The organism is Limnobacter olei (assembly GCF_029087225.1).
Taxonomy (GTDB): domain Bacteria; phylum Pseudomonadota; class Gammaproteobacteria; order Burkholderiales; family Burkholderiaceae_B; genus Limnobacter; species Limnobacter olei.
The window spans coordinates 76,196-101,137 of the sequence record NZ_JARFJD010000014.1; the positions used below are offsets into that span (position 1 = coordinate 76,196).

General features: G+C 52.3%; 20 protein-coding genes. 11 read left to right on the plus strand and 9 right to left on the minus strand.

What is annotated here, in order from left to right; genetic code table 11:
* Positions 1 to 3 precede the first annotated feature (3 nt).
* Positions 4 to 1,179 carry an aminotransferase class I/II-fold pyridoxal phosphate-dependent enzyme gene (locus PY990_RS09755; protein ID WP_275271440.1) on the minus strand — a complete coding sequence of 392 codons (1,176 nt, stop codon included), beginning with the start codon at positions 1,177 to 1,179 and terminating at the stop codon, positions 4 to 6.
* Between the two features lie 123 nt (positions 1,180 to 1,302).
* Here PY990_RS09755 and PY990_RS09760 point away from each other — a divergent pair, with 123 nt between their 5' ends.
* From PY990_RS09760 to PY990_RS09790, 7 genes are all read left to right on the plus strand, one after another.
* On the plus strand, positions 1,303 to 3,618 hold the full coding sequence (locus PY990_RS09760; protein ID WP_105027105.1) for an NADP-dependent malic enzyme: 2,316 nt from the start codon (positions 1,303 to 1,305) through the stop codon (positions 3,616 to 3,618).
* A gap of 85 nt (positions 3,619 to 3,703) precedes the next feature.
* Positions 3,704 to 4,906: a patatin-like phospholipase family protein gene (locus PY990_RS09765; RefSeq protein ID WP_275271441.1), complete on the plus strand. Its 1,203-nt coding sequence runs from the start codon at positions 3,704 to 3,706 to the stop codon at positions 4,904 to 4,906.
* 59 nt (positions 4,907 to 4,965) lie between these two features.
* A complete protein-coding gene (locus tag PY990_RS09770) occupies positions 4,966 to 6,759 on the plus strand; it encodes a bifunctional chorismate-binding protein/class IV aminotransferase (protein WP_275271442.1) in 1,794 nt (597 codons plus the stop codon).
* Between the two features lie 30 nt (positions 6,760 to 6,789).
* Positions 6,790 to 8,049: a putative Na+/H+ antiporter gene (locus PY990_RS09775; protein WP_275271443.1), complete on the plus strand. Its 1,260-nt coding sequence runs from the start codon at positions 6,790 to 6,792 to the stop codon at positions 8,047 to 8,049.
* 21 nt (positions 8,050 to 8,070) lie between these two features.
* Positions 8,071 to 9,567 carry a magnesium transporter gene (mgtE, locus tag PY990_RS09780; protein WP_275271444.1) on the plus strand — a complete coding sequence of 499 codons (1,497 nt, stop codon included), beginning with the start codon at positions 8,071 to 8,073 and terminating at the stop codon, positions 9,565 to 9,567.
* Positions 9,568 to 9,581: 14 nt separating this feature from the next.
* Complete coding sequence (locus tag PY990_RS09785; protein ID WP_275271445.1) at positions 9,582 to 10,934, plus strand: TIGR04283 family arsenosugar biosynthesis glycosyltransferase; 1,353 nt, start codon at positions 9,582 to 9,584, stop codon at positions 10,932 to 10,934.
* A 21-nt stretch (positions 10,935 to 10,955) separates the two neighbouring features.
* A complete protein-coding gene (locus PY990_RS09790; protein ID WP_275271446.1) occupies positions 10,956 to 11,708 on the plus strand; it encodes a DUF3047 domain-containing protein in 753 nt (250 codons plus the stop codon).
* On the opposite strand, the gene PY990_RS09795 is transcribed toward PY990_RS09790, so the two are convergent.
* Genes PY990_RS09795 through tyrS form a run of 6 tightly spaced genes read right to left on the minus strand, consistent with a single transcriptional unit; the run spans position 11,699 to position 17,318 of the window.
* Positions 11,699 to 12,328, minus strand: a complete 630-nt coding sequence (locus PY990_RS09795) for a riboflavin synthase (protein WP_105027098.1) — start codon at positions 12,326 to 12,328, stop codon at positions 11,699 to 11,701. The two genes, PY990_RS09790 and PY990_RS09795, sit on opposite strands and share 10 nt — an antisense overlap.
* An 8-nt stretch (positions 12,329 to 12,336) precedes the next feature.
* On the minus strand, positions 12,337 to 13,470 hold the full coding sequence (gene ribD / locus PY990_RS09800; protein WP_275271447.1) for a bifunctional diaminohydroxyphosphoribosylaminopyrimidine deaminase/5-amino-6-(5-phosphoribosylamino)uracil reductase RibD: 1,134 nt from the start codon (positions 13,468 to 13,470) through the stop codon (positions 12,337 to 12,339).
* A gap of 25 nt (positions 13,471 to 13,495) precedes the next feature.
* On the minus strand, positions 13,496 to 14,008 hold the full coding sequence (gene nrdR / locus PY990_RS09805) for a transcriptional regulator NrdR (protein ID WP_105027096.1): 513 nt from the start codon (positions 14,006 to 14,008) through the stop codon (positions 13,496 to 13,498).
* A gap of 18 nt (positions 14,009 to 14,026) precedes the next feature.
* Positions 14,027 to 15,271 (minus strand): serine hydroxymethyltransferase, encoded by a 1,245-nt coding sequence (gene glyA / locus PY990_RS09810; RefSeq protein ID WP_138518727.1) that lies wholly within the window; start codon positions 15,269 to 15,271, stop codon positions 14,027 to 14,029.
* 53 nt (positions 15,272 to 15,324) lie between these two features.
* Complete coding sequence (locus PY990_RS09815) at positions 15,325 to 16,050, minus strand: histidine phosphatase family protein (protein WP_275271448.1); 726 nt, start codon at positions 16,048 to 16,050, stop codon at positions 15,325 to 15,327.
* Positions 16,047 to 17,318 (minus strand): tyrosine--tRNA ligase, encoded by a 1,272-nt coding sequence (gene tyrS / locus PY990_RS09820; RefSeq protein ID WP_275271449.1) that lies wholly within the window; start codon positions 17,316 to 17,318, stop codon positions 16,047 to 16,049. Before tyrS ends, PY990_RS09815 begins: the two co-directional genes overlap by 4 nt.
* 284 nt (positions 17,319 to 17,602) lie before the next feature.
* On the opposite strand from tyrS, the gene PY990_RS09825 reads away from it, so the two are divergent.
* Positions 17,603 to 18,835 (plus strand): peptidoglycan DD-metalloendopeptidase family protein, encoded by a 1,233-nt coding sequence (locus PY990_RS09825; protein ID WP_275271450.1) that lies wholly within the window; start codon positions 17,603 to 17,605, stop codon positions 18,833 to 18,835.
* A 3-nt stretch (positions 18,836 to 18,838) separates the two neighbouring features.
* Entirely contained in the window at positions 18,839 to 19,957 is a 1,119-nt protein-coding gene (locus PY990_RS09830) for an anhydro-N-acetylmuramic acid kinase (protein ID WP_275271451.1), read from the plus strand.
* A 19-nt stretch (positions 19,958 to 19,976) separates the two neighbouring features.
* Here PY990_RS09830 and PY990_RS09835 read toward each other — a convergent pair whose 3' ends face one another.
* Together PY990_RS09835 and PY990_RS09840 are read right to left on the minus strand one after the other, a co-directional pair.
* On the minus strand, positions 19,977 to 21,785 hold the full coding sequence (locus PY990_RS09835) for a sensor histidine kinase (protein WP_275271452.1): 1,809 nt from the start codon (positions 21,783 to 21,785) through the stop codon (positions 19,977 to 19,979).
* A 44-nt stretch (positions 21,786 to 21,829) separates the two neighbouring features.
* Positions 21,830 to 22,501 carry a response regulator transcription factor gene (locus PY990_RS09840; protein WP_275271453.1) on the minus strand — a complete coding sequence of 224 codons (672 nt, stop codon included), beginning with the start codon at positions 22,499 to 22,501 and terminating at the stop codon, positions 21,830 to 21,832.
* Positions 22,502 to 22,817: 316 nt separating this feature from the next.
* Between PY990_RS09840 and fabR the strand changes: the two genes are divergently transcribed.
* Together fabR and PY990_RS09850 are read left to right on the plus strand one after the other, a co-directional pair.
* Positions 22,818 to 23,519, plus strand: coding sequence for an HTH-type transcriptional repressor FabR (gene fabR, locus PY990_RS09845; protein ID WP_275271454.1), 702 nt, complete (start codon positions 22,818 to 22,820; stop codon positions 23,517 to 23,519).
* On the plus strand, positions 23,516 to 24,928 hold the full coding sequence (locus PY990_RS09850) for a UbiA family prenyltransferase (protein WP_275271455.1): 1,413 nt from the start codon (positions 23,516 to 23,518) through the stop codon (positions 24,926 to 24,928). Before fabR ends, PY990_RS09850 begins: the two co-directional genes overlap by 4 nt.
* Positions 24,929 to 24,942 lie beyond the last annotated feature (14 nt).

Genomic DNA, 24,942 nt, shown 5'->3' on the forward strand with positions numbered 1-24,942 from the left:
ACGTTAGGGCAATTGGCCTTTGTTGAAAAGTCGTATCCGTTCGATTGCGGTTTCCAGATTGTCCATCGAATTGGCATACGAGAACCGCATCATTTCGCTTCCCCGGAATTCGGAAAAGTCCTTGCCGGGGACAGCACACACCAAAGCCTGTTCCAGCAATTCCCTGCAATAGCGCTCGCTGTCATAGGGCGACTTGGCGTACACATAAAATGCGGAGTCAGGTGTCGAGTGTAACTCGATGCCTGCTTTGGGAAGTGCGGTCACCACAAAGTCTCTTCTAGCCTTGAATACCCGTCGCCGATCTTCGCAAATGGCCAGCGTTTCCGGCGTAAAGCAGGCCAACGCCGCCCATTGCGCGGGCGTGTTGGGGCATATGCTCAGGTTCTGGGCAAACCGTTCAATGGCTGGTAGCAGGGTGTCGGGTACCACCATCCACCCAAGGCGTAAGCCTGTCATGCCAAAGTATTTTGAGAAGCTGTTGATGACCACGACAGGTATTTGTTCGCTGGGTGCCCCGGTTACTTGGAGCACACTTTGCGCGGGGTGGTCATAGCACAGCGACTGGTAAATTTCGTCGACGATTACAAAACCACCCTGAGTGTTTACGCCTTGAACAATTTCTTGCATGGCTTGAGAACCGAGTTGGGTGCCGGTCGGGTTGTTGGGCGAGGCCAAAAGTACACCTGCTGTGTGCGGCGTCCATTGTTTGCACAAATCAGCCCAACTGGGCTGAAAGTTATGTGCCTCTTGGGTTTGTACAAAATCAGGTATACCACCCGCCATTTGCACAAAAGTTTTGTTGCAGGGGTAACCGGGGTCGGTTAGCAGCACCTGGTCGGTGGGGTTGATCAGGGCCAAACAGGCATACATCAGTGCGGCAGATGCACCTGAGGTGATCACGATTTGGTGGGCTGGCACCTGAACCTGAAAATTCGTTTGATAATACAGGCTGATGGCTTCACGTAATTCTGGCAAGCCCAGAGCCGCCGTGTATCGGGTTTTGTGTTCTGAAATGGCCTGGGCCAGTGCCTGTTCAACTGGCTCGGGCATGGGAAAGTCGGGTTCACCAATTGAAAGATGAATCACCGGTTTTCCCTGATTTTGCAAGGTGTCTGCTGCTTTCACCAGTTCCATGACATGGAAGGGTTGAACGAGATTGCCAAGGCTGGACTGCTTCAATTCTTCACCATTGTTAGTGAGTGGCGCCAACAAGTTGCGCGATTTGTGGAAACCCCTAGGGACAGCTTCACTGGCTGAGCCTATAATTTTCGGTTCTGTTGTTCACCTCAAAGAGAAGATTATATGGCTCAACCAATGGATCAGCGCTTCAGGCAGGCCGCCCTTGAATATCATGAATTTCCAAAGCCTGGGAAATTGCAGATTTCGGCGACAAAAAGCCTGGTCAACCAGCGTGACTTGGCATTGGCCTATTCTCCCGGTGTTGCAGCAGCCTGCGAAGAAATCGAGGCAGACCCCCTCAATGCGGTGCGTTACACCGCCAAGGCAAACCTGGTGGGTGTGGTTACCAACGGTACAGCAGTGCTTGGTTTGGGCAACATCGGCCCCTTGGCCGCCAAACCTGTGATGGAAGGCAAGGCTGTGCTGTTCAAGAAGTTTGCCGGTATTGATGTGTTCGATATTGAAATCAACGAGAACGACCCCGACAAGCTGATCGAGATCATTGCATCGCTAGAACCCACATTCGGCGGCATCAACCTGGAAGACATCAAGGCACCTGACTGTTTCAAGGTTGAGCGTGCCTTGCGCGGGCGCATGAATATTCCTGTATTTCATGATGACCAGCACGGCACTGCGATTGTAGTGGGCGCAGCAATATTGAATGGCCTTGAGGTGATCGGTAAAAAACTGGATGAAGTGAAGTTTGTGGTGTCTGGCGCAGGTGCTGCGGCCCTGGCCTGCCTCGAGTTGCTCGTCGAGTTGGGCCTTCCGCGCAAGAATGTGTGGGTCACCGACATTGATGGTGTGGTTTACAAAGGCCGCACCACCAATATGGACCCTGACAAAGATTTGTTTGCACAGCAAACGGATGCGCGTGTGTTGGCTGACGTGATCAAAGACGCAGATGTGTTTTTGGGTTTGTCTGCGGGCGGCGTCTTGAAGCAAGACATGGTGCGTGCAATGGCGGCAAAACCCCTGATTTTGGCCTTGGCCAACCCCACACCGGAAATTTTGCCTGAGCAGGTGAAGGAAGTTCGTGACGATGCCATCATGTGTACGGGTCGCACCGACTACCCGAACCAAGTGAACAACGTGCTGTGCTTCCCCTTTATTTTCAGGGGGGCGCTCGATGTAGGCGCAACCACCATCACCAAAGAAATGGAAATCGCTGCAGTTCGAGCGGTCGCCGAACTGGCTCGCAAAGAACAATCGGATGTAGTTGCCTCCGCCTATCGCACCCAAAACCTGAGTTTTGGTCCTGAATACCTCATTCCGAAGCCTTTCGATCCCCGCTTGATTGTGCACATTGCACCCGCTGTGGCCAAAGCAGCTATGGAAAGCGGCGTGGCCACACGCCCAATCGCTGATCTGGAAGCTTACAAGGACCAGTTACAGCAGTTTGTGTATCACTCTGGCACGTTCATGAAGCCAATTTTTGCGGTGGCCAAGCGTTGTGTGGCCGAAACACCGCAAACCTCCCGCATTGTATTTGCTGAGGGCGAAGATGAGCGTGTGATGCGTGCAGTGCAGGTGGTGGTCGATGAAGCAATTGCCAAGCCCATCATGATTGGTCGCCCTGCGGTGATTGAGCGCCGCTTAGAACGTTTTGGCCTGCGAATTAAGCCTGGTGTTGATTTTGAGTTGATCAATCCTGAGTACGATGAGCGATACAAAGACTACTGGCGTATGTACCACGATTTGACCAAGCGCAAGGGTGTTACTGAGGCTTATGCGAAAATTGAAATGCGTCGCCGCCACACCCTGATTGGCTCCATGATGATTCACAAAGGCAATGCGGATGGCATGATCTGCGGAACCTTTGGTACCCACTCCTTGCATTTGCACTATGTGGACCAGGTATTGGGTCGCCGCGCAGGCTGCAACACATACGGTGCCATGAACGGCCTGATGTTGACCAACCGCCAGGTGTTTTTGGTAGACACCCATGTGAATTACGATCCCACAGCCGAGCAAATTGCTGAAATCACCTTGATGGCTGCCGAGGAAATGCTGCGCTTGGGTGTGCAGCCCAAAGCTGCATTGTTGTCGCACTCCAACTTCGGTTCCAGCAACCAGCCTTCCGCCGTGAAGATGCGTGAGGCGCTTCAAATTCTTCGCAACATTGCACCCTGGCTGGAAGTTGATGGCGAAATGCACGGTGATTGCGCCATTGATGAGCAGGTGCGTAATACCATTTTCTCGGGTTCCACCTTGACTGGTGAAGCCAATTTGCTCGTGTGTCCAAATATTGACGCAGCCAATATTTCATACAACCTGCTAAAGTCGGCGGCTGGCAACGGCATTGCCGTGGGGCCAATTTTGTTGGGCTCCGACAAACCGGTTCACATCTTGACTGCTTCCGCCACAGTGCGTCGTATTGTCAACATGACTGCGCTGGCTGTTCTTGATGCAAATTCAGAGCGGGTTAGTTCGCTTTAAAGTAGCGCTTTAAAACAACAAATGGGCGTGCAAGACACGCCTGTTTTTGTTTTAACTTATTCGAAATGTGTCGCACAATGGTTTCATGAGCGATCAAGACACATTTCACACTGAAGAGCACGACGACATCACCGGACTGGTGTTGTCAGGCGGTGGCGCACGGGCCGCTTATCAAGTGGGTGTGCTGCATCAGCTAGCCAAGTGGTTTGAGCAAGAAAACAAGCGCGAATTCGATTTTCCGTTCAAAATTTTGTGCGGCACTTCAGCCGGTGCAATCAATGCAGCGGCCCTGGCCTGCGCGGGGCGCAATTTTTATCAGTCCACCGATCGAATGCTCAAGGTTTGGGAGAACTTCAGTTCCGATCAAGTATTCCGCTCTGATTCTCTGGGTATTATTCGCACCGGTGCGCGTTGGTTGTCTGCGCTTTCAATTGGCTGGATGCTGCGCAGGCGCCCCAAATGCTTGCTCGACAATTCTCCACTTTCACACCTACTTCATCAGTTGCTGCATTTCCGAAGACTGGACGAGGCGCTTGAGAACGGCACAATTCACGCTTTGGCGGTGACTGCTTCCAGCTACAGTTCAGGCCGTAGCGTGACCTTCTTTCAAACCCAGAAAGTGATCGAGAGCTGGGCCAGAACGCAAAGGGTGGCATTGCCCGATCGTATTACTGTCGAGCACTTGTTGGCCTCTGCGGCAATTCCTTTTGTGTTTCCGGCGGTGAGATTGAACATTGAAGGGCAAATGGAGCACTTTGGCGATGGTTCTATTCGCCAACTGGCCCCAATTAGCCCAGCAATTCATTTGGGTGCAAACCGAGTGATGGTGATTGGTTCCAGTCAATCGGACAAAGACCACACCCAGCGTGTTGAAATTCAAAATGCATATCCCAGTTTGGCTCAAATTGCGGGCCATGCCATGGCTTCCATTTTTCTGGACAGTTTATCGATCGACATTGAGCGTTTGAGCCGGGTGAACAAAACCCTGGGCTTGTTGCCACCCGAGATGGCCACGAAAACCACATTGAAACCGATTGAGCTGTTGGTGATTTCACCCTCGGAACGGATTGACGAAATCGCGGCACGTCACACGCAAGATCTGCCCCGACCCGTGCGTACCTTGTTGTCCGCATTGGGGGCCACGGAGGCCAGTGGTTCGTCTTTGGCCAGTTATTTGCTGTTTGAGGCCAATTACACCCGCGAGTTGATTCGAATGGGTATCGCCGACACCATTGCCAAGAAAGATGCAGTGTACGAGTTCTTCCATCTGGGTCAGTCAGGCCGCTGAGTTCCGCGCCAAGCCGCGTTACAATTAGCGCTTCGAAGCAGTTCAGGCGTTTTCTCCCCATGCATTCACCTTTGGTTTCTGCTGCTTGGCATGCCAGGATGACCCAGGCCGAGGGTGATGACGGTCTTTGTGTCGCGTACGGCAAACCTGTTCAGGTGCTCAGTACCTTCGATGCAAACCAAGTGCGCGGCATGATTGAGCAGGCCCACGAGTGGTCCAAACAGGGTTTGTATGTGGTGGGTGGCCTAAGTTATGAGGCTGCTCCAGTTTTCGATGCGGCTTTGCCGGTTTGCACATCACACAATTTTCCATTGCTGGAGTTTCATGCTTTTGAACCGAACCAGGTGAGTGTGCTGGGCAAATCGCATTTGCAGCAATTGCCCTTGGCGTCCAAATTCATGCCCTGGCTGGATCAGCAAACGGATCTGCGTTATCAAGAAACCTACAATCAGGTGAGGCAGGCCATTGAGGCGGGCGAGTTCTATCAAATCAATTTGACCACACGGCTTAAGGCAGCCAATCCGCGACTGGATGCGTGGGCTGTTTTTCAGCATCTTTACGCCAGCCAACCTGCACCCCAGAGTGTGTTCCTGCGCGGCAGTGCGTTCAATGCGATCAGTTTGTCGCCCGAGTTGTTTTTTAAATGGGACGGCAACGAATTACAAACCGCACCCATGAAGGGGACCCGAAGGCCCGTGTTGGGTGGTCTGGATGTACTGAGTGACAGCGAAAAAGATCGTGCCGAGAATGTCATGATCGTTGACTTGTTGCGAAACGACATGGCCAAGGTTTGCCAGCCAAAGTCAGTGCAAGTACGTTCCCTGTTCGATGTCATGCATCTTCCCACCGTGGACCAAATGACCTCCAGTATTTCCGGGCGAACTTTGCCAGGTACTACTTTGGTGGATTTGTTTGAGGCTCTTTTTCCTTGTGGCAGTGTGACGGGTGCGCCCAAATCACAGGCCATGTTGCGTATCGCGCAATGGGAACAAGCTCCCCGAAAATTGTATTGTGGGGCGCTTGGTGTGCTGAGCCCGGGTGGTGGTGTTCAGTTCAATGTACCGATTCGTACTGTCATAGAGCAGGCAGACGAATTGGAGTATGGTGTGGGCAGCGGTATTACCTGGTATTCCACCGCAAGCGAAGAGAAAAAAGAGTGGTGGCAAAAAACTGCCTTTCTACGTGAGGCCACTTGCGACTTTCAGGTGCTTGAAACTTTGCGCCTGGAGAATGGCAAGTGGATTCATCTGGATGATCATCTGGAGAGAATGGGAGATGCCGCCAAGCAGTTTTCGTTTTTATTCGATGAACAACGGGTTCGATTGAACCTGGATGCAGCGGCGCAAAAACATACTCATGGCGTTTTCCGTGCACGTTGTTTGCTGGATGCTTGCGGAGAAACCCGAATTGAACTGCATGAACTGGAACAGGATTTGACTCCCGTGCTGCTTCGTTTGGCTGATTCAGCCATGCAAGGCAAGCCCGAGTTTGTACTTCACAAAACCACATACCGACCTGAGTATGAGTATTTTCAGAATCAGGCGAATGGTGCTTTTGATGTTCTTCTTTTTAATGCGCAAGGTTTGTTGACTGAAACCTGCCGCTGCAATGTGGTGTTGAAAATTGATGGCGAGTGGTTAACACCACAAATTTGCGAAAGCGCCGGTACTTATTTGTTGCCCGGGGTGTTGCGTGCCCGCCTTTTAAGGGAAAATACGATTCGGCAAACCAAGCTGAATGTGCAAGACTTGCAACGCGCTGAAGAAGTGTGGCTGATCAATAGTTTGCGAGGCTGGGTGCCTGTGGCGAAAGTGGTTGATGCACACGACAAGGTGTTTTTTTCTGCCAACTAAAAACAAACAATAAACAAAAAGGGAAGTGAGATGAACCCGACCACCATTGAACTGATTGGCGCGATTCTTTTTGCAATTGCTGTCATTCACACCTTTTCAACCAAATACTTTGAGCGCTTGGCGCACTCGCAACCCCAGCACTCGGGCTTGTGGCATTTGCTGGGGGAAGTGGAGGCCGTGTTCGGCTTTTGGGCCATGGTGCTGGTTGTGTTCATGTTTTTCATCATCGGTCAAACCAGCGCAATTGAATATGTAGACACGCGCAATTACACCGAACCTTTGTTCGTATTTGCGATTATGGTGATTGCTGCCAGCAAGCCAATCTTGGTGCTGGCTGGTCGCATTGTGCGCGTGGTGGCCTCTGTAATTCCCATTGACAGGCAAGTGGCTTACTTTTTCACCACGTTGTCCATCGTGCCTTTGCTGGGCTCGTTTATCACCGAGCCGGCAGCCATGACACTGGCGGCCTTTTTACTGCGCGACCGGTTTTACACGCAAGGTATCAGCAACAAATTGATGTACGGCACGCTCGGTGTGCTGTTTGTCAATATTTCAATCGGTGGCACCTTAACGCCCTTTGCTGCACCGCCTGTGTTGATGGTGGCCGCCAAGTGGGGTTTTGACATGCAATTCATGTTGAGTACCTTTGGCTGGAAAGCTGCAGTTGCCGTGTTTGTGAACGCGACGGTACTCACCTTCTTGTTCGCCAAAGAACTGACCGCCATGAAAAAGCCTGCTGAAAACGGTCCCAAAGAAGACATGCCTGTGTGGGTTATTGCTACTCACCTGTTGTTTCTGGTGGGTGTAGTGGTATTTGCACACCATGCGGCCATGTTCATGGGTTTGTTTCTCTTTTTTCTGGGCTATACCTCGGCTTACAGCCGTTATCAGGACAAGCTGATTTTGAAAGAAGGGTTGATGGTTGCCTTCTTCCTGGCAGGTTTGGTGGTATTGGGTGGTATGCAGGCCTGGTGGTTACAAGACACTCTAAAGGGTATGAGCCCCACAGCGTTGTATTACGGAGCCACCGCGTTGACGGCAATTACAGACAACGCAGCCTTGACTTACCTTGGCTCGCTGGTTGAAGGTGTGGATGATCAGTTCAAATATGCTTTGGTGGCTGGTGCTGTAACTGGGGGTGGTTTAACCGTCATTGCCAATGCGCCCAACCCAGCTGGTTTTGCCATTTTGCAAAAGTATTTCAACGACGGCTCAATCAATGCGGGCAAGCTGTTTTTGGCCGCACTCGGGCCTACGCTGGTGGCTGTGGTGGCTTTCCAGTTTTTGTAATTGATTTTCAGGGCGATTGGTTTGAGCGAACAAAACATCGATTACCACGATCAAGAGCCAGCCATTGAGCTGCCTCACGATCTCGATGATGCGCAACGGGCGTTGGCCGAAGTGCAGGCCTTGTTGCGCAAACAAAAAGTGATCGAGAGTGTTGTTCACAACCAGCAAACCACGGTCAATCCCGAGCGGCAAAGTTTGGTTGAGGAGCTGGTGCACCGCCAGCATCTGACCGAGCTGGGTAACAAGCTTTATTTGCTTCACCCGGCCGACGTGGCCTATGTGCTTGAAAGTCTGCCCCAAGAAGAGCGGATGCTGGTTTGGGGTTTGGTGCGTTCCGATCGCGACGGTGACATTCTTCTTGAGCTGAGCGACGCGGTTCGAGAAAGCCTGATTAAATCGATGGACAGCGAAGAATTGTTCGCTGCCACGGAATCGCTGGATGCCGATGAAATTGCGGAATTGGCTCCTGACTTGCCACGCGATGTGGTGGAAAAGCTGGCCAGCAGTTTGAGCCTAGAGGAGCGCGAGCAACTGCGCGCCGCCATGAGTTACCCCGAAGACACCGTGGGTGCGCGCATGGACTTCGACATGGTGACCATTCGAGACGATGTGACACTGGAAGTGGTGTTGCGTTACCTGCGCCGGTTCGACGAGCTGCCAGATCAAACTGATCAAGTGTTTGTGGTGGATCGTGTGGATCATTTCAAGGGCAGTTTGCCTTTGGACCGTTTGTTGGTCAATGAACCAGAAACCCTTGTGAGTGAGGTCATGAGCCGCGAAGTGCTGATGTTGTCGGCACTGGATGATGCCTATGAGGCTGCGCAGGCTTTTGAGCGTTATGATCTGGTGTCCGCTCCCGTGCTCGACCCATCTGGCAAGTTGATTGGTCGCCTCACCGTGAACGAAGTGGTGGATGTGATTCGCGAAGAAAGCGAAGCAGATTTGCTGTCCAGTGCGGGTTTGCGTGAAGAAGAAGACTTGTTCGCCTCGGTGTGGGAGTCTGCGAAAAACCGTTGGCTGTGGTTGGGTTTAAACCTGTGTACCGCTTTCTTTGCAAGCCGTGTCATCGACACTTTCGAGGGCACAATTGCCAAAGTGGTCGCCTTGGCCACACTCATGCCAATTGTGGCGGGCATTGCCGGTAATTCCGGCAATCAAACCATGACCTTGATGATCCGTTCCCTGGCCTTGGGCCAAGTCACTGCAGCCAACTTCAAACTGTTGTTGAAAAAAGAACTGGCGATTGCTGGGTTAAATGGTTTGGTGTGGGGCAGCGTGGCTGGCCTGGCAGCGTGGGGTTTGTATTTCGGATCGCCGAATGCGGTTATGCTAGGGTTATTGATGACCCTGGCGGTGATGCTTAATTTGCTTGTTGCTGCGTTAATTGGCGTGCTCGTGCCTTTAGGCCTTGAGAAAATGGGTCGGGATCCCGCCATGGGGTCTTCGGTGCTACTCACATTCACCACCGACAGCATGGGCTTTTTCATTTTCCTGGGGCTGGCCTCCCTGTTCTTTTAGAGCGGCGTCTGTTCATGCCCTCCATTTCTATTGTCATGCCGGTGTACAACGAGGTTCCGGCGCCTGGCGATGATTCCTTTTTGTTTCGAATTCAAGCGCTGCTTCAATTGCTTCGGCATGGTGACGAGTTGTTGATGGTAGACGGCGGCTCTACTGACCTGAGTTGGCCAGTTTTACAAACTTTGGCCGAACATCCGCAAGTGCTTGCCATTCAAGGCAACAAGGGGCGGGCGCAACAAATGAACGCGGGTGCAGAAAAAGCCCGTGGGGATGTACTGCTTTTTTTGCATGCAGACACAGTGTTGACCAAGGCGGCTTGGCAGGCATTGTTGTTCAAGTTGGATGCAAGCGTTTGGGGCCGTTTCAATGTGTGTATTGATGGCAAAAGTGCATGGTTGCCTGTGGTGGCCTGGTTCATGAATCATCGATCAAGGCTGACTAAAATTGGTACAGGCGATCAGGCTTTGTTTGTTGGTCGCAAGTTATTCGATCAGGTTGGAGGTTTTCCAGAACAGCCCCTGATGGAAGACGTTGAGCTGTGCAAGCGCTTAAAGCGAGTGGCACCACAAAAATTTGTGGCAGTTGCTTCCCCGGTATTTACGTCGGGGCGTCGATGGGACGTGAACGGCGCTTGGGCAACGATTGTGTTGATGTGGCGCTTCCGGTTTTTATATTGGCGCGGAGTGTCCGCAGATACGTTGGCAAGCCTTTATGCGGACACCCGGCAAAAGTTGCCTGTCACTGTGGCCGTGTTTGCCAAGTACCCACATGCTGGGCGGGTGAAAACAAGGTTGATCCCCATGTTGGGTGCTGAGCAATGCGCGGTGTTTGCCCGATATTTGTTGTTGACTACCTTGGACAAGTTACAGGGCGTGAATGTGGCGCTGTGGACCGATGGCGGTACTCCTGAAGAGTGGGCCACCTTGCTGAAGGGCAGGGCCATTCAATGTTACGTTCAACCAGAAGGGCACTTGGGCGTACGAATGCAAACTGCGGTTGAAACCCACCTGAACAGCAGTGAACTTGTGGTGCTTCTTGGGCCCGACGCAGTTGAATTTACGGTGCGGCATTTGCGTGAACTGATCGATACTGCCCGGCAACAGGGACTGGCTTTCGTGCCTGCACACGATGGTGGCTACGTGGCCTTGGCTTGCAACCGCGTTGTACCTGAAATTTTTTCTGAATTGATAGAGTGGGGCACTGCCCGTGTGGCGGAGCAAACCCGTGCCGCATTGAGGAGTAAAGGTTTGCAGGCTGTGTGGTTGTCTCCGCAACTGGACATTGATGAGCCCGCTGACTTGGGGCAGGCGATTGAATCGGGTTGTGTACCTGTTGATTGGCCTGTACGTTACTCAAGTATCGATTAAAAAGGTGTTGAAGGGTTTCGTATGCGCAGTTTTGTGTTGATGACGGGTGTTTTTAAAGCAGCTTTGTTATTCGGTGTAGCAGGTATATCAAGTGGTGCTCTGGCCCAGGGCGCCGGCGTGCTAAAGCCCTGGCCTGCAGACCCTGCTGCCGGAATTCCTGCGCCATGGAAAGCGCAGTACCACCCTGACATTGCGGCGCAAACCCAATTCAAGCTGTTGAAGCAGGGCAATCAAACTGTGTTGCAGGCCGAGGCTGACATGGCTTACGGCACGCTGGTGTATGCCTTTGCCAAACCCACGGTTTTGAACACTTTGACCTGGCAGTGGCAAATATTGACTCAACCCACCAAGGCGAATTTGCAAACCAAGGCTGGCGACGACGCGGGTGCGAAGGTGTGTGCCTTTATTCAAATTGATGAAGGAAAACTGGGTTTGGGCACCCGCCTTGCCTTGGCTGCGGCGCGCACTGTCTCGGGCGAGCGTTTGCCCGCGGCCACCCTTTGTTATGTGTGGGGCTCGCCAGGTGAAAAAGTGGGCCAAGTGTTTGACAACCCCTACACCGACCGTGTGAGAAATATTGTTGTGCGTGATGCGGCTAGCGCCGTGGAGTTGATTTCGGAACGAAGGGATTTGCAGGCCGATGCCCGCAAAGCCTTCGGCAAAGAACTGCCGGAAGGCCCTGTGATGTTCACGGGTATTGCGCTTGGGGCTGATTCTGACAATACCAAATCCAAGGCCGGGGCATTGTTTGGCAGTGTGCAGGCTCAGCCCTGATTCAAATTCATTGTTTTTACAATTCGCTCGCAGTACCTGGCGATCTGGTCAATCTCCAGATTGACCGGGTTGCCTGCTTTCAAATGTTTCAATGTGGTCATCTGCACCGTGTGTGGAATGAGGTTGATGTGAATGTCGCATTCGCCTGAATCATGATCATCTACCTTATTGACTGTCAGGCTGACTCCATTCACAGTAACCGAGCCCTTGTAGGCAAAGAAAGGCGACAGGGTTTTCGGTGCCCGAATTTGCAGGTGCCAGCTTTCACCCACTGGTTCGAATTCCGTAACGCTGCCCAAGCCGTCCACGTGGCCGCTCACCAAGTGGCCGCCAACTCGATCCGACAAGCGCATGGCCTTTTCAAGGTTTACTTCACCGGGCTGGCTTAGCCCCACGGTTTTTGACAGACTTTCCTGCGACACATCCACATGAAATGTGTGGTCAGCCATGGCCACAACTGTCATGCAGGCACCTTGGATGGCGATGCTGTCGCCAAGTTTTATATCTGAAAAATCCAGCGTTGGGGCATGCACCGCGAGGCGTACGCCAGCATAGGCAGAATTCTGAAGGGGGTCTACAGATTTGATTTGACCGATCGACTCAATGATTCCGGTGAACATGGGTGCAACTACTCCTGGTTATTTTGAACCCACGTAATTCGCAGGTCTTGTCCAATTTGCTCAAATGAATGAATAGCCCAGCTTGCATAGGCGGGCAGGATTTCTAGTTCGGGCAGGCGGAACAGGCCCTGGCCTGGTCCCAAAAAACGTGGGGCAATGTACTGCACAATTTCATCCACCACACCGGCTTGCAGAAACGAACCATTGAGCCCAAAACCAGCCTCAAGGTGCAATTCATTGATACCGCGCTGTGCCAGTTCTTGTAACAGGCGCAGCAAATCCGTTTTTACTTTGCCTGCATGCAAACCTGCCGCCACTGGGGCCACGTTCAACGCCTCAATATTTGCGGCGTTTGGGTGGGTAAGAAGCCAAGCTGGCGTTTGTGGTTCAGTGTGCGCAATCAGCACGCGCCCGGTATGTAACAAGCGGGCTTCCGGTGAAATTTCCAGCTTGCTGTCCACGATCACTTTCAGCGGTTGGCGTTCGGTGTCAATACCACGCACATTCAGTTGTGGGTTATCGGCTTTCACCGTGCCAATGCCGCTGAGCACAGCGCAGGCCTGCGCGCGCAAGTGGTGCCCGTGCAGCCGTGCTTCTTCGCCAGTAATCCACTGGCTAACGCCATTATTCAAGGCGCTAACGCCGTCCGCACTGCTGGCTACTTTCAAGCGCACCCAAGGGCGTTTGCGTTCCATACGGCTGAAAAACCCACGGTTAATCCAGCGCGCTTGTTCAACCAGCACACCGTGTGAAGTTTCAATGCCGGCCAATTGTAAAATGGCCATGCCTTTGCCTGCCACCAGCGGGTTGGGGTCAAGAACCGCAGCCACCACCCGTTGAACACCTGTGGCCACTAGCGCTTGTGCACAGGGGCCTGTGCGGCCGTGATGGGCGCAGGGTTCCAGTGTGACATAGGCTGTGCTGCCTTTTAAACAAACGCCACGCGCCTTGGCTTGCGCAATCGCCTGCACTTCAGCATGGCCTTCGCCTGCTTTGGCGTGAAAGCCCTCCGCAATTGCAACCCCATCGCGCACAAATACACAACCTACGCGCGGATTGGGCGTGGTGCTGTACTGGCCCTTCCAGGCCAGGTTCAGCGCATGCTGCATCCAGTGTTCGTCGGTGGGTGAAAGGGTGGCCATGGCCTCAGTTACTTCTCAGTTACTTTTAAGCGCCTTTTTTGGCGGTTGTGCGTGATTTTGGCTTGATGCTGCCCGTGATGTTTTCGGCGGGGGCCGTCAGGTGAGCAATCTCTTCAGAGAAACTTTGCAGGTCCTCAAAGCTTTTGTACACTGAGGCAAAGCGAATGTAGGCCACAGTATCGAGCTGCTTGAGTTGTTGCATCACCAACTCGCCCAAGAACTTGGTGTCCACCTCTCGGGCAGCACTCACCAACAGTTTTTCTTCAATACTTGAAATGGCTTCGTCAATGGCTTCCGCCCGGACAGGGCGTTTGCGCAAGGCGAGCATCAAGCTGCCGCGCAGTTTATCCCTGGAAAATTCGACGCGTGATCCGTCTTTCTTGACAATGGCAGGCAGAAACAGTTCTGCCCGTTCATAGGTGGTGAAGCGTTTGCCGCAACTGCTACATTGTCGGCGGCGCCGAATCGCGTCGCCTTCTTCAGACGTGCGCGAATCGACTACCTGGGTGTCGGCGTTGCCACAAAAGGGGCATTTCATAACGCCGTGGCCCCTTGCTTACTTGTAAACAGGGAACTGGCTGGTCAATTCCTTGACCTTGGCGCGAACGGTGGCCAATGTGGCCTCGTCTTCCGGGTTTTCAAGTACGTCGGCGATCAGGTGACCTACCGCGCGGGCCTGCTCTTCCTTGAAACCACGCGTGGTCATGGCTGGGCTGCCCAAGCGAATGCCGCTGGTGACAAACGGCTTTTCAGGGTCGTTTGGAATGGCATTCTTGTTCACGGTGATGTGCGCATTGCCCAAAGCAGCTTCAGCGGCCTTGCCTGTAATGCCCTTGGCACGCAGGTCAACCAGCATCACGTGGCTTTCTGTGCGGCCAGACACAATACGCAGGCCACGCTCAACCAGGGTTTCAGCCAAAGCCTTGGCATTCAACACCACTTGTTGCTGGTATTCCTTGAATGCGGGTTGCAGGGCTTCGTGGAAAGCCACGGCTTTGCCTGCAATGACGTGCATTAGAGGGCCACCCTGAATGCCAGGGAAAATTGCGCTGTTGATTTTCTTGGCCAACTCTTCTTTCATCAAAATGATGCCGCCACGTGGGCCGCGCAAGCTTTTGTGTGTGGTCGATGTACATACATCAGCGTGCGGCACAGGGTTGGGGTACACGCCAGCAGCAATCAGACCCGCGTAGTGGGCCATGTCCACCATGAAGTAGGCACCCACTTCCTTGGCAATTTTCGCAAAGCGCTCAAAGTCGATGCGCAGGGCGTAAGCCGATGCACCGGCGATGATGATTTTTGGCTTATGTTCACGGGCCAGGGCTTCGACCTGGTCGTAATCAATGGCTTCTTCCTTGTTCAGGCCGTAAGAAACCACGTTGAACCACTTGCCCGACATATTTAGTGGCATGCCATGGGTAAGGTGGCCGCCTTCAGCCAGCGACAAACCCATGATGGTATCGCCAGGTTGCAGCAAGGCAAAGAACACGGCTTGGTTGGCCTGTGAACCGGAATTGGGTTGTACGTTGGCGGCTTCAGCGCCAAACAGCTTTTTCAGGCGTTCGATGGCCAGGTCTTCAACCACGTCTACATGTTCGCAGCCACCGTAGTAGCGCTTGCCTGGATAGCCTTCCGCGTATTTGTTGGTCAGTTGTGAACCCTGGGCTTCCATCACGGCTGGGCTGGCGTAGTTTTCGGACGCGATCAACTCGATGTGGTCTTCCTGGCGAGTGGTTTCCTGCTGCATGGCAGTCCACAATTCTGGGTCGGTTTGGGCGATGCCCTTTTGGCGGTCAAACATAACGATTTCCGGAAAGGATTGGGTTCAAGACAAGCCCAACATTCTAAATGATTTCAAGCGATTCGACCATCGACTTCGTCCATGTTTTGGCCGGGTTTGTCGTTGTTCAGGTGCCCAAGCCAGGCCCACAAAACAACATGTTTGTTTCCCTGCGGGTCAATGTCGATCACATTGAGCGCGCAATTGTGCAGTTGCCACTCCCGCTGCTTTTGTAGTGGCTCGCCAGTGCAGTGCCTGTAAATACAATCGAGTACACCGCCATGGGCCACCAGCAAGATTGTTTTGCCCGCATGGGCGCTGCCAATGTGCTCGAACGTTCCCACCACGCGGCTGTAAAACTGAAAGAGGCTTTCCCCGCCTTGCAAGGGGGCATCAGGCACCCGGTTTCTAAGGCCCGCAAATTCTTCTGGGCTTTTGGCTTGCATTTCATCGCCTGTCAGGCCAGACAGGTGACCGTAATCGCGTTCCCGAAGACCCGCGTTCACCTGCATGGCTGGCGTTTTAGAGCCGTGAATGGTACTTGCTGTGGTGTGTGCCCGAATCAAGTCGCTGCTGAAGCACTCGTCGTAAAGCGGGGCTCCCTGCGTTTCCAGGGAGTCGAAGTATTTGCGAAGCAATTGAGCCTGCAAGAGGCCATGCGCATTCAGGGCAATGTCGGTATGACCCTGAAACCGCTTCTCCTTGTTCCAGTCAGTTTCTCCATGACGCACCAGTATGAAGCGCGACCCTGCCGGTTTTTTGCTGACAATTGCACCAAAATCAAGAGCTTGGCTGTTCAATTCAGGTGCACCTTGGCAAAGCGGCGTTTGCCCACCTGAATCACATAACTGCCTTTGCCCAGGCGGGTGGCCTTATCGGATACTTTTTCACCATCAATTTTTACGCCGCCTTGCTGAATGTTGCGGTTGGCGTCGCTGCTGCTTTCGCACAAGCTGGCGGCCTTCAGTACCCAAGCCAAACCAGCGTCTGAATCGCCTTCTGGCAAATTCAGGCTCACTTCAGGCATATCCTCGGGCAATGCGCCCTGCTTGAAACGTGCTTCGAATTCAGCCAGTGCGTCGACGGCGGCCTGAGTGCTGTGGAAGCGCGCAACCAACTCTTGGGCCAGTGCAACTTTGGCGTTGCGTGGGTTCTCGCCGTTGGCGCAGGCCTGTTTCAGGTTTTCAATATCAGCCAGGGATTTGAAGCTGAGCAGGGTATACCAGTTCCACATCAGTTCATCCGAAATTGACATCACCTTGCCGAACATATTGGAAGGTGTCTCGGTCACGCCGATGTAGTTGTTCTTGGACTTTGACATTTTGTCCACGCCATCAGTCCCTACCAACAGCGGCATGGTCAAGATGCACTGCGCGCTTTGGCCATTTTGCTTTTGCAGCTCCCGACCCATCAGCAAGTTGAATTTCTGGTCAGTGCCACCCAGCTCCAAATCGCTTTCCAGTGCAACTGAGTCGTAGCCTTGCAATAGCGGGTACAAAAACTCATGTACGGCGATCGGCGTGCCAGATTGATATCGTTTGGTGAAATCGTCGCGCTCGAGCATGCGGGCTACTGTATAGCTGCTGGCCAGGCGGATCATGCCGTCTGCACCCAAGGGCATTAGCCATTTACTGTTGAATTCAATTGCTGTGCGTTGGGGATCCAGAATTTTAACAGCCTGCTCATGATAGGTTTTTGCGTTTTCCTGAACCTGTTCCTTGGTTAACGGAGGGCGGGTGCTGTTGCGGCCGGACGGGTCGCCAATCATGGACGTGAAATCGCCAATCAAAAAGATGACTTGATGGCCCAGATCTTGCAACTGACGAAGCTTGTTGAGTACCACAGTGTGGCCCAAGTGAATGTCGGGTGCAGTGGGGTCCAATCCCAATTTGATGCGCAGGGGTTTGTTTGTTTTTTCGCTTTGAGCCAGTTTTTGAATCCATTCCGATTCAATTAACAGTTCTTCGCAGCCACGCTTGGTCACTTCAAGGGCGTGCCGGACGGAATCAGATAAATTCTCAGTAATTTCCGTATTTTTGGGGGACCTTCTATCAGGTGACTGGTTCATTTGGCAATCCTTTGTTACACTCTGGCAAACTTCAGTGTTGTATTTTTGAAAATAAAGCTGATTGTGGGCGATCGGCACGTGAATTTTCACACCTTTAAAACTAAAACATGATGCTTCAGAATTTATTAGAGCGAGCAATCGCCGCGTGGGGACAGGGCTTTTCTCTTACCAAGCGCTTTATTCAGTCGGGGTGGCAATATGCCGACTCCGCGCTTCCCCAATCTCACAATCACAGAAAGTGGGTCATTGTAGGGTTTTTTTCATTCCCTGTTCTTGGTGCAGTGGTGGCAATCGCAGGCTCTGTTCAAAATTCCCCGGTTGATTCCGCCCTCAGCAACCCTGATGTGGTTGTAGAGGCTGTCGAACTTAATCTGGCCGATCAGGGTGTCTATACCTTTGATCCATTGGTTGCCGAAGAACGAATTCGTCGCGGTGATACCCTTGTGGGTTTACTCGAGCGAATGGGCGTGAATACCGCAGGTTTGGCCACTTTCCTCGGGCAAGACAAGACAGCACGTAGTTTGGTGAATTTGCGCGCTGGTCGCGTGCTCACTGTTCAGCAAACTGCCGATGGCGACCTTCAATGGCTGCGCTACAAAAGCGGCATCGATGAGGACAGTCAAGAGTCCATCCTGATTCAAAAGCATAACGGTCAATTTGTCGCAAAGTTGGAATCTGTCAACTTTGAAAAGCAGATTGTGTTTCGCTCAGGGCGAATTGAGTCGTCTTTGTTTGCAGCTGCTGACAAGGCCGGATTGCCAGATTCAGTGGCCATTCAACTGACAGAAATTTTTGGCTCAGACATTGATTTTCACCGCGAACTGCAAAAAGGTGACGAGTTCAAGGTAGTTTATGAAGACCTGACACTGGAGGGGCGCTCTGCGCGCTCTGGCCGGGTGTTGGCAGTAGAGTTTGTGAATAACAACAAGCCTTACAAAGCGTATTGGTTCGCACCCAGTGGTAATCGCAACGCCGGTTATTACAACGAGGAAGGCCGCAGTCTGAAAAAGTCCTTCCTGCGTTCGCCGCTCGCGTTCTCCCGCATTTCCTCCGGTTTCACTCCGCGTCGTTTCCACCCCATTCAGCAACGCTGGAAAGCTCACAACGGAGTTGATTATGCGGCGCCCACCGGTACTCCTATCATGGCCACAGCCAGTGGCACCGTGAAGTTTTCGGGCTGGCAAAATGGATACGGCAATTTTGTAGAAATTCAGCATCACAGTGGTTACAGCACGGCATACGCTCACCTTTCACGTTTTGGCAAAGGCGTTAAGGTTGGTCAAAAAGTAGAGCAGGGCGATGTAATCGGGTATGTGGGTGCTACTGGCTGGGCAACCGGACCACACCTGCATTATGAATTCCGCGTCAACCGGGTTCCAAAAAACCCTTTGAGCATCACCGTGGCTCAGGCTGAACCACTGGATCGCAATGCATTCAGTGAATTCAAGCGGGTGCAGCTGGCGCTTGACCGCCGCATGGAGCTGGCCACTGCCCAACGTTTGGCCCGTGCCCAGTAAGCCATGATCGCATTGGGCGCCATGTCTGGCACCAGCACGGATGGTGTCGATGTAGCTGCGGTTCAAATTGATTCCAAAACTCAGGACATGCGGTTCCTCGGCGTGCTTAGCGCCGAGTTTCCGCCTACTTTGAGGGAAACACTCCTGCTGCTGCAAGAAATCCCGCCTCGTTTTCCTTCCAGTTCCGATCCAATCGAGATTTTTTTGCAAGCCCGTAAAGATCTCACCGAGCTGTATGCCGGCACGGTCAATGAACTGTTGTCCTTTCTGGGACTAGAGCCTGGTGACGTGCGCGTGTTGGGTGCACATGGTCAAACCCTTCGGCACAGGCCCGATCTTGGGTACACCTATCAAATGCTGGATGGGGCCTTGCTGGCCAGTAGAACCGGGATTGATGTGGTGAATGACTTGCGTTCCAAAGATGTTGCCCTAGGTGGCCAGGGAGCCCCGCTGGTTCCGGCTTTTCACCTTGCGTGGTTAAACGGCAAGGGCATTTATGACCAAACCGCCGTGTTAAACCTGGGTGGCTTTTCAAACCTGACTGTATTGAATGGCCAGGGGCAGGTGTTGACCGGTGGGGACTGCGGACCAGCCAACTGTTTAATGGATCTTTGGGCTCAGCGCGCCTTCAGTTCGCCGATGGACAGTGATGGTGAAATTGCCGCCATGGGCAGCCCGGACTACACCTTGCTGGAGCGTTTTTGGACGCATCCTTTCTTTCACCAACCTTGGCCCAAGAGCACCGGCCGCGATGATTTCAGCGCGCAATGGTTTGAGACCTGCCTTGCTGACTCGAGCGATCTTTCTTCTGAAGACATCATGGCAACCTTGCTGGCTTTGGCAGTAAGGGCAGTGAAGTCGTGTTTGCCTGTGTTGGTTGAGCAGGTGTACGTGTGCGGCGGCGGTGCAAAAAACAGCACCTTCATTCACCAGTTGCGCTTCGAATGCGCACCAGCTGATTTCTTGCCAATGGAAAACCTGGGTTTGCCCGCGCAGGCAGTTGAGGCCGCTGCCTTTGCCTGGCTTGGTGCGCAGTATGTACAGGCCACGCCAGGTAATTGCCCATCGGTGACTGGTGCAAGTCGGCCTACCATTCTGGGGGCCTTGCACTGCGCTCGGTAGCCCCACTCGTTTTCTCGGTTTAGTGGGTCAGCAACGATTTGTTGCCCAAGATTTTACCTTCGTTTTGAGAACCTTCGGTCGGCACATTGAATACGGTCGAGGCCTTTTCCCTGGCCGGAAATAATTCAGAAATCACACCGAGGCCGATCTCGGCTTGACCAGGAATTAAGGGAATTCGAATCATTTCACGACCAAATTCGACTTGCGGGTTGTTTTCCAGGCTTGCGTTGTAGATCAAAATGCAGCAGGGTTCAAAATCAAGCAGAGAACCCAAAAGTTTCAATTGCTCAATTGCATGCGTTTTTTGGGCTGGGTCGCCAGCATAGAGAATGTAAACAGGTGACATGCCTTTGCGTAAAGCGGTGAGGTAGGCGCGATATGCGCCATTCAGGCTGAATTCGACTTTGTCAAATCCCTGAATTGGAAGTCGACGTTGAATTTCCAGCAGATGGTCGTGGTTCATGGCCATCACTTGCGCTTCAAATGCAGTTTGAGGGTTATACGCTGGTCGCTTGTTGCGGTGACTGATTTCGGCTTCTTCCGGCAATATGACTTCGAAGACGGAGCCTGCCAATTTGCCGTTGTAGTATCGATTTCGGCATTCGGTTTTGGCGAGTATTTGTTCGCTCAAATCCCGGACTATGTTGGAACCGTGACCCCAACCTTTGTTGTGCGCAGCAACTTTATTGTTCTCAACACCCGAGCCAGTATCTACGATTTGGATACACACCCGCCCTTTTCGCCTGCGTAGACCCACCACTACGCCGCCTTTGTTGGTGTACTTGATGGCATTGTCCAGTCCGTTGCGAATGATCTTGGCCAGGGCGTCCTTGTTGCTCATTACATTAATTTCGCTGGGCACATAACGAATCTGAAGTTCCTTCACGTCGGCCAGCATTCTGTATTCTTCAATCAATGGGCCAAGTATGTCGTGAATTGCAATCGGAGTCATAGGGACAGCGTTGTCGTCCTGCGGGTATTTGATCGCATTGCCTAATTGATCAAAGAAGTCTTCCAGCATGTTTTTTAATGCTTTTTGAGCCGTTTGAATGTGTTGGTATCTGGCTGTGACTTCCGGGTCTTTTGAAATGGCTTTGCCCACACTGGCCAAAATACCTAAAGTACTCAGGGGCTGACGTAGATCATGTCGAAAGTCTTTTAATACCCTACGCCCCCGAAAAGCGAACTTCATGATGTCTTGGTCAATTTTTGTTTGCCTGTCCAAGCCTTTTTTCGTGCGGGTTCGTGAAAAGTCCTGAAATACCATGTGAAAAACGCAGGTACCGAGCAAGACATAGAACAGAATCTTCACAATGCTGAAATCGATCAGCAATGCGAGTTCAGTCGATGTGGAGGCATGAAACAGGCCGTTAATGATGCAGTACAAAAGACTGAAATACACAGCTTTGATCAGGGTGACCTTGGGCAAGTTGCTGTAGGTTTTGGTGATTGCCAACAGGCAAACGGCCTGAACGCCAATAAACGCGGGATACACCAAACCAGACGTTGTAAACATGTCGGCGATTGCTGTAATGCAACCAATCGAAAACGGGACCAACGCGGAACGTTCAGCGGCCACAACACCTCTTCTTCGCCCCAGAAAAGCGCTTCCAAAAAACAGAAATGATGCCGCCTGCAGAGCAGCATGAACTGGAGTGCCGTGTTGAAGTGCTTGGTGTGTGTCGTGCCCCAGTATCACGAACCCAAGCAGTACCACGCCAATGACAGCGGCGGCATTTTGCCGCTGATTGGGAAGGTGGTTTGCAAAGAACGGGTATAAGGCAATACCCAGCAATACGGCGAGCCCTGATAGTGAACTGTCTGTCATTTTATAGTTATAGCAATGGCCGGCTTTTGTCGGCTTTTTGGTTTCTACACCAAGGCTGAGGCATTGAGTCGCGGAATTTTGCGATAAAGACTGACGGCCTGGGTTCTATTTTTCACATTCATGCGTGTGAAAATTTCGCGCAGATGTGTTTTTATCGTTTCGGGTGACAAATCAAGCTTACGGGCGATTTCCTTATTGGAAAGGCCCGAGGCCAAGAAGTGCATCACTTGTTGTTGCTTGTGGGTTAACTGAATGCCGTTGTTTTGGCCCAGTCGCCCAGTGATGTGCTCGCCGTTGGTTTGGCGGTTTGACAGGGCATTGGGACGCCACTGAACCTGAACACCTGCGCGGGTGAGCGCTTCCAGCAATACTGCCGAAGTTTGCTCAAACCCTTCGGACTTTGACAAAGTCCAGGAAGGGGCATACTGGTTGGGCACTACAGAATGAAGAAGCGTGTCATCGCCACTCATGATCAAGGTGGGCAGGTTGGCACTCATTAAGGCCAACGTGTCGATCACATCTTGACCCTGGCAATCTGGCAAACGCAGGTCGGTGATGACCAGCGCGGGTGAGTTTTTACTGAATAGTTCTTTGGCGTGCGCAATGCTGGCTGCACACAGAATATCAGCGTTGGTCGCCACAAATTCAACCAGGTCTTTGATGCCTGTTGCGAAAAGTGGGTGATCCTCAATAACCAGGATTTGGTTTGATGGCATGAATGTCTCCTCCCGAGGAAAAGCTAGTTTAAAAGGTGTCACCAGATGTGAGCATATGAACATCTTTATTGGATTAACACCTTTTTCCAACCCTCTTTAGGGGGAGTTAATCGTCTCGGGTCCGTGCAGTCAATACGCAAAACCCGTAATTACAGTAATAATTTTGCAAGTTACTTGGTTCTGTCAGTTCTTTTCATCGTGTTCGGGTCCTATTTCACTGGCTTGCAGACTGTTAAGCTGTGAACAGGCTGCTTTTCATTACAATAACGGGGTAGGTCAGGGAGTTGACTAATCCAGACTAGGCTCGAGCAAAAACATGAGATCAAGATCAAGCGCTGCGACCAAGCCGGTAGACGAAACACAGGCCAGGGTGCGACGCAAAGAACAGACACGCCAGAATTTGATGCAGGCTGCGCTTAACCTGGTTGGTAATGGGAGCAGTTTCACCGCTTTGGGTATTCGGGAAATTACCCGAGAAGCCGGTGTGGTGCCAACCGCGTTTTATCGGCACTTCAAAACCACCGATGAACTTGGGCTGGCGCTTGTCGAGGATGGTGGCATTACTTTGCGGCGATTGTTGCGAGAGGCTCGCCAAGCCAGCCTGCCAGGCGAGGACATGATTCGGCACTCGGTGAGTGTGTTTGTCACTTACCTGAAGCAACATCACCTGGAGTGGCGTTTTATCAGCTCGGAAAGGTCTGGCGGCTCGCAGTCCCTGCGCAATGCCATACGCAATGAAATTGCACACTTCACCAATGAAATGGCCAGCGACCTGCGCCTGTTGAATATTTTCCCCGGCTTGTCCACACACACCCTGACTTTGATTTGCAGTCTGGTGGTTACGTTGATGATGAATTCGGCCACTGATTTTCTGGACGTCAGGCCAGATCAACCGCAAATTGAAAAAGAAATGCTCGACAATTTTGTGAAGCAAATTGTGATGGTGTTTCTTGGTGCGGCGCATTGGGAGGAAGAGCCCACGCAGTCACTGCTCAGTGGTTTGTCCAAACCAAAATGACCAAACCGATTGTTTACGTTGATTTGGACGGCACCTTGAGCCCATCGGATGTGCTGCTCGAAAGTTGCCTGTTGCTGCTAAAGCAAAACATTTTCTACGTCTTTCCCATGTTGTGGTGGGCCATTCGGGGGGCCTGGGTTTTTAAAACCGAGGTGGCCAGACGAATAGACCCTGTACTGGATCACCTGCCGATTGATCCTTTGGTACTCGAGCGACTTAATCAATTGAAAGCGGCTGGCCATGAATTGGTGTTGGCCAGTGCTTCGACGCGTCGTGATGTGCTCAAAATAGCCGCACGCCTGGGCCTTTTTGCCCGTGTAATCGCCAGCGAGCACAGTAATTTGAAGGGCCAGCAAAAACTGGCAGCCATTGAGGCAGACAGCCATGGGCAACCCTTTGTGTATTTTGGTGATGCCCTGGTCGATATTCCAATCTGGAAAAAGGCCGCACTGGCATTTGGCGTGAATACTTCTTCAGGCACCCGCCGCAAGGCGATGGCGGCTGGTATTGAACTGAACCGGCTTGATACGTGCAGCACCGGCATCAAGGTGTGGCTTAAAGCCATGCGCCTGCAGCAGTGGGCCAAAAACGGTTTGCTGTTTCTACCATTGATTGCCGCGCATGAAACCGATTTCGCCCTTTGGGGCAAGATGATGTGGGGTTTCCTGGCGTTTGGCTTTTTGGCGTCCTCTACTTATATCTGGAACGACCTGATGGACCTGAATGCGGATCGCCAACATCCGCGCAAGCGCCATCGCCCCATGGCCAGCGGTGCGCTCAGCATTGGCAAGGCTTTCTTGTTCATGAAGTGTTTGGGCATAGCGGGCTTTGCGGTGGCCTGGCTGGCCGTGGGCTGGCAATTTACGCTGGTGCTGTTGGTGTACACCGTGGTTACACTGCTGTACACCTTTGTATTTAAGCGCACGGCCTTCGTTGATGTGTTGCTGTTGGCTATGCTTTACACGGTTCGCGTGATTGCAGGCGGCGTGGGCACCGGCATTGAGCTTTCCAGCTGGCTATTGGCCATTTCACTCTTTGTGTTTCTAAGTTTGGCTTTGGTCAAACGTTGTGCCGAACTGGAGTTCTTGCAACTTGAGGGCGCTCAGCCGCAGGGACGTGGTTACCGAATGAGCGATTTGAGTTACCTGGTGTCGATGGGTATTTCCAGCGGATTTGTTGCCGTGTTGGTATTGGCCTTGTATGTAGACAGTCAGAATGGTTCGATGCTGTACGCAACACCCGAATTTTTGTGGGGCATTTGTCCCCTGTTTTTGTACTGGTTGATGAGAATCTGGATCATGACTTCTCGCAAGGAAATGATCGATGATCCGGTGCATTTCGCCATTCACGATCGCATCAGTTGGGGCTTTTTGGCCTCAGTGGGTGTACTTGTGTACCTGGCTTCCTGAGATATCCAACACCC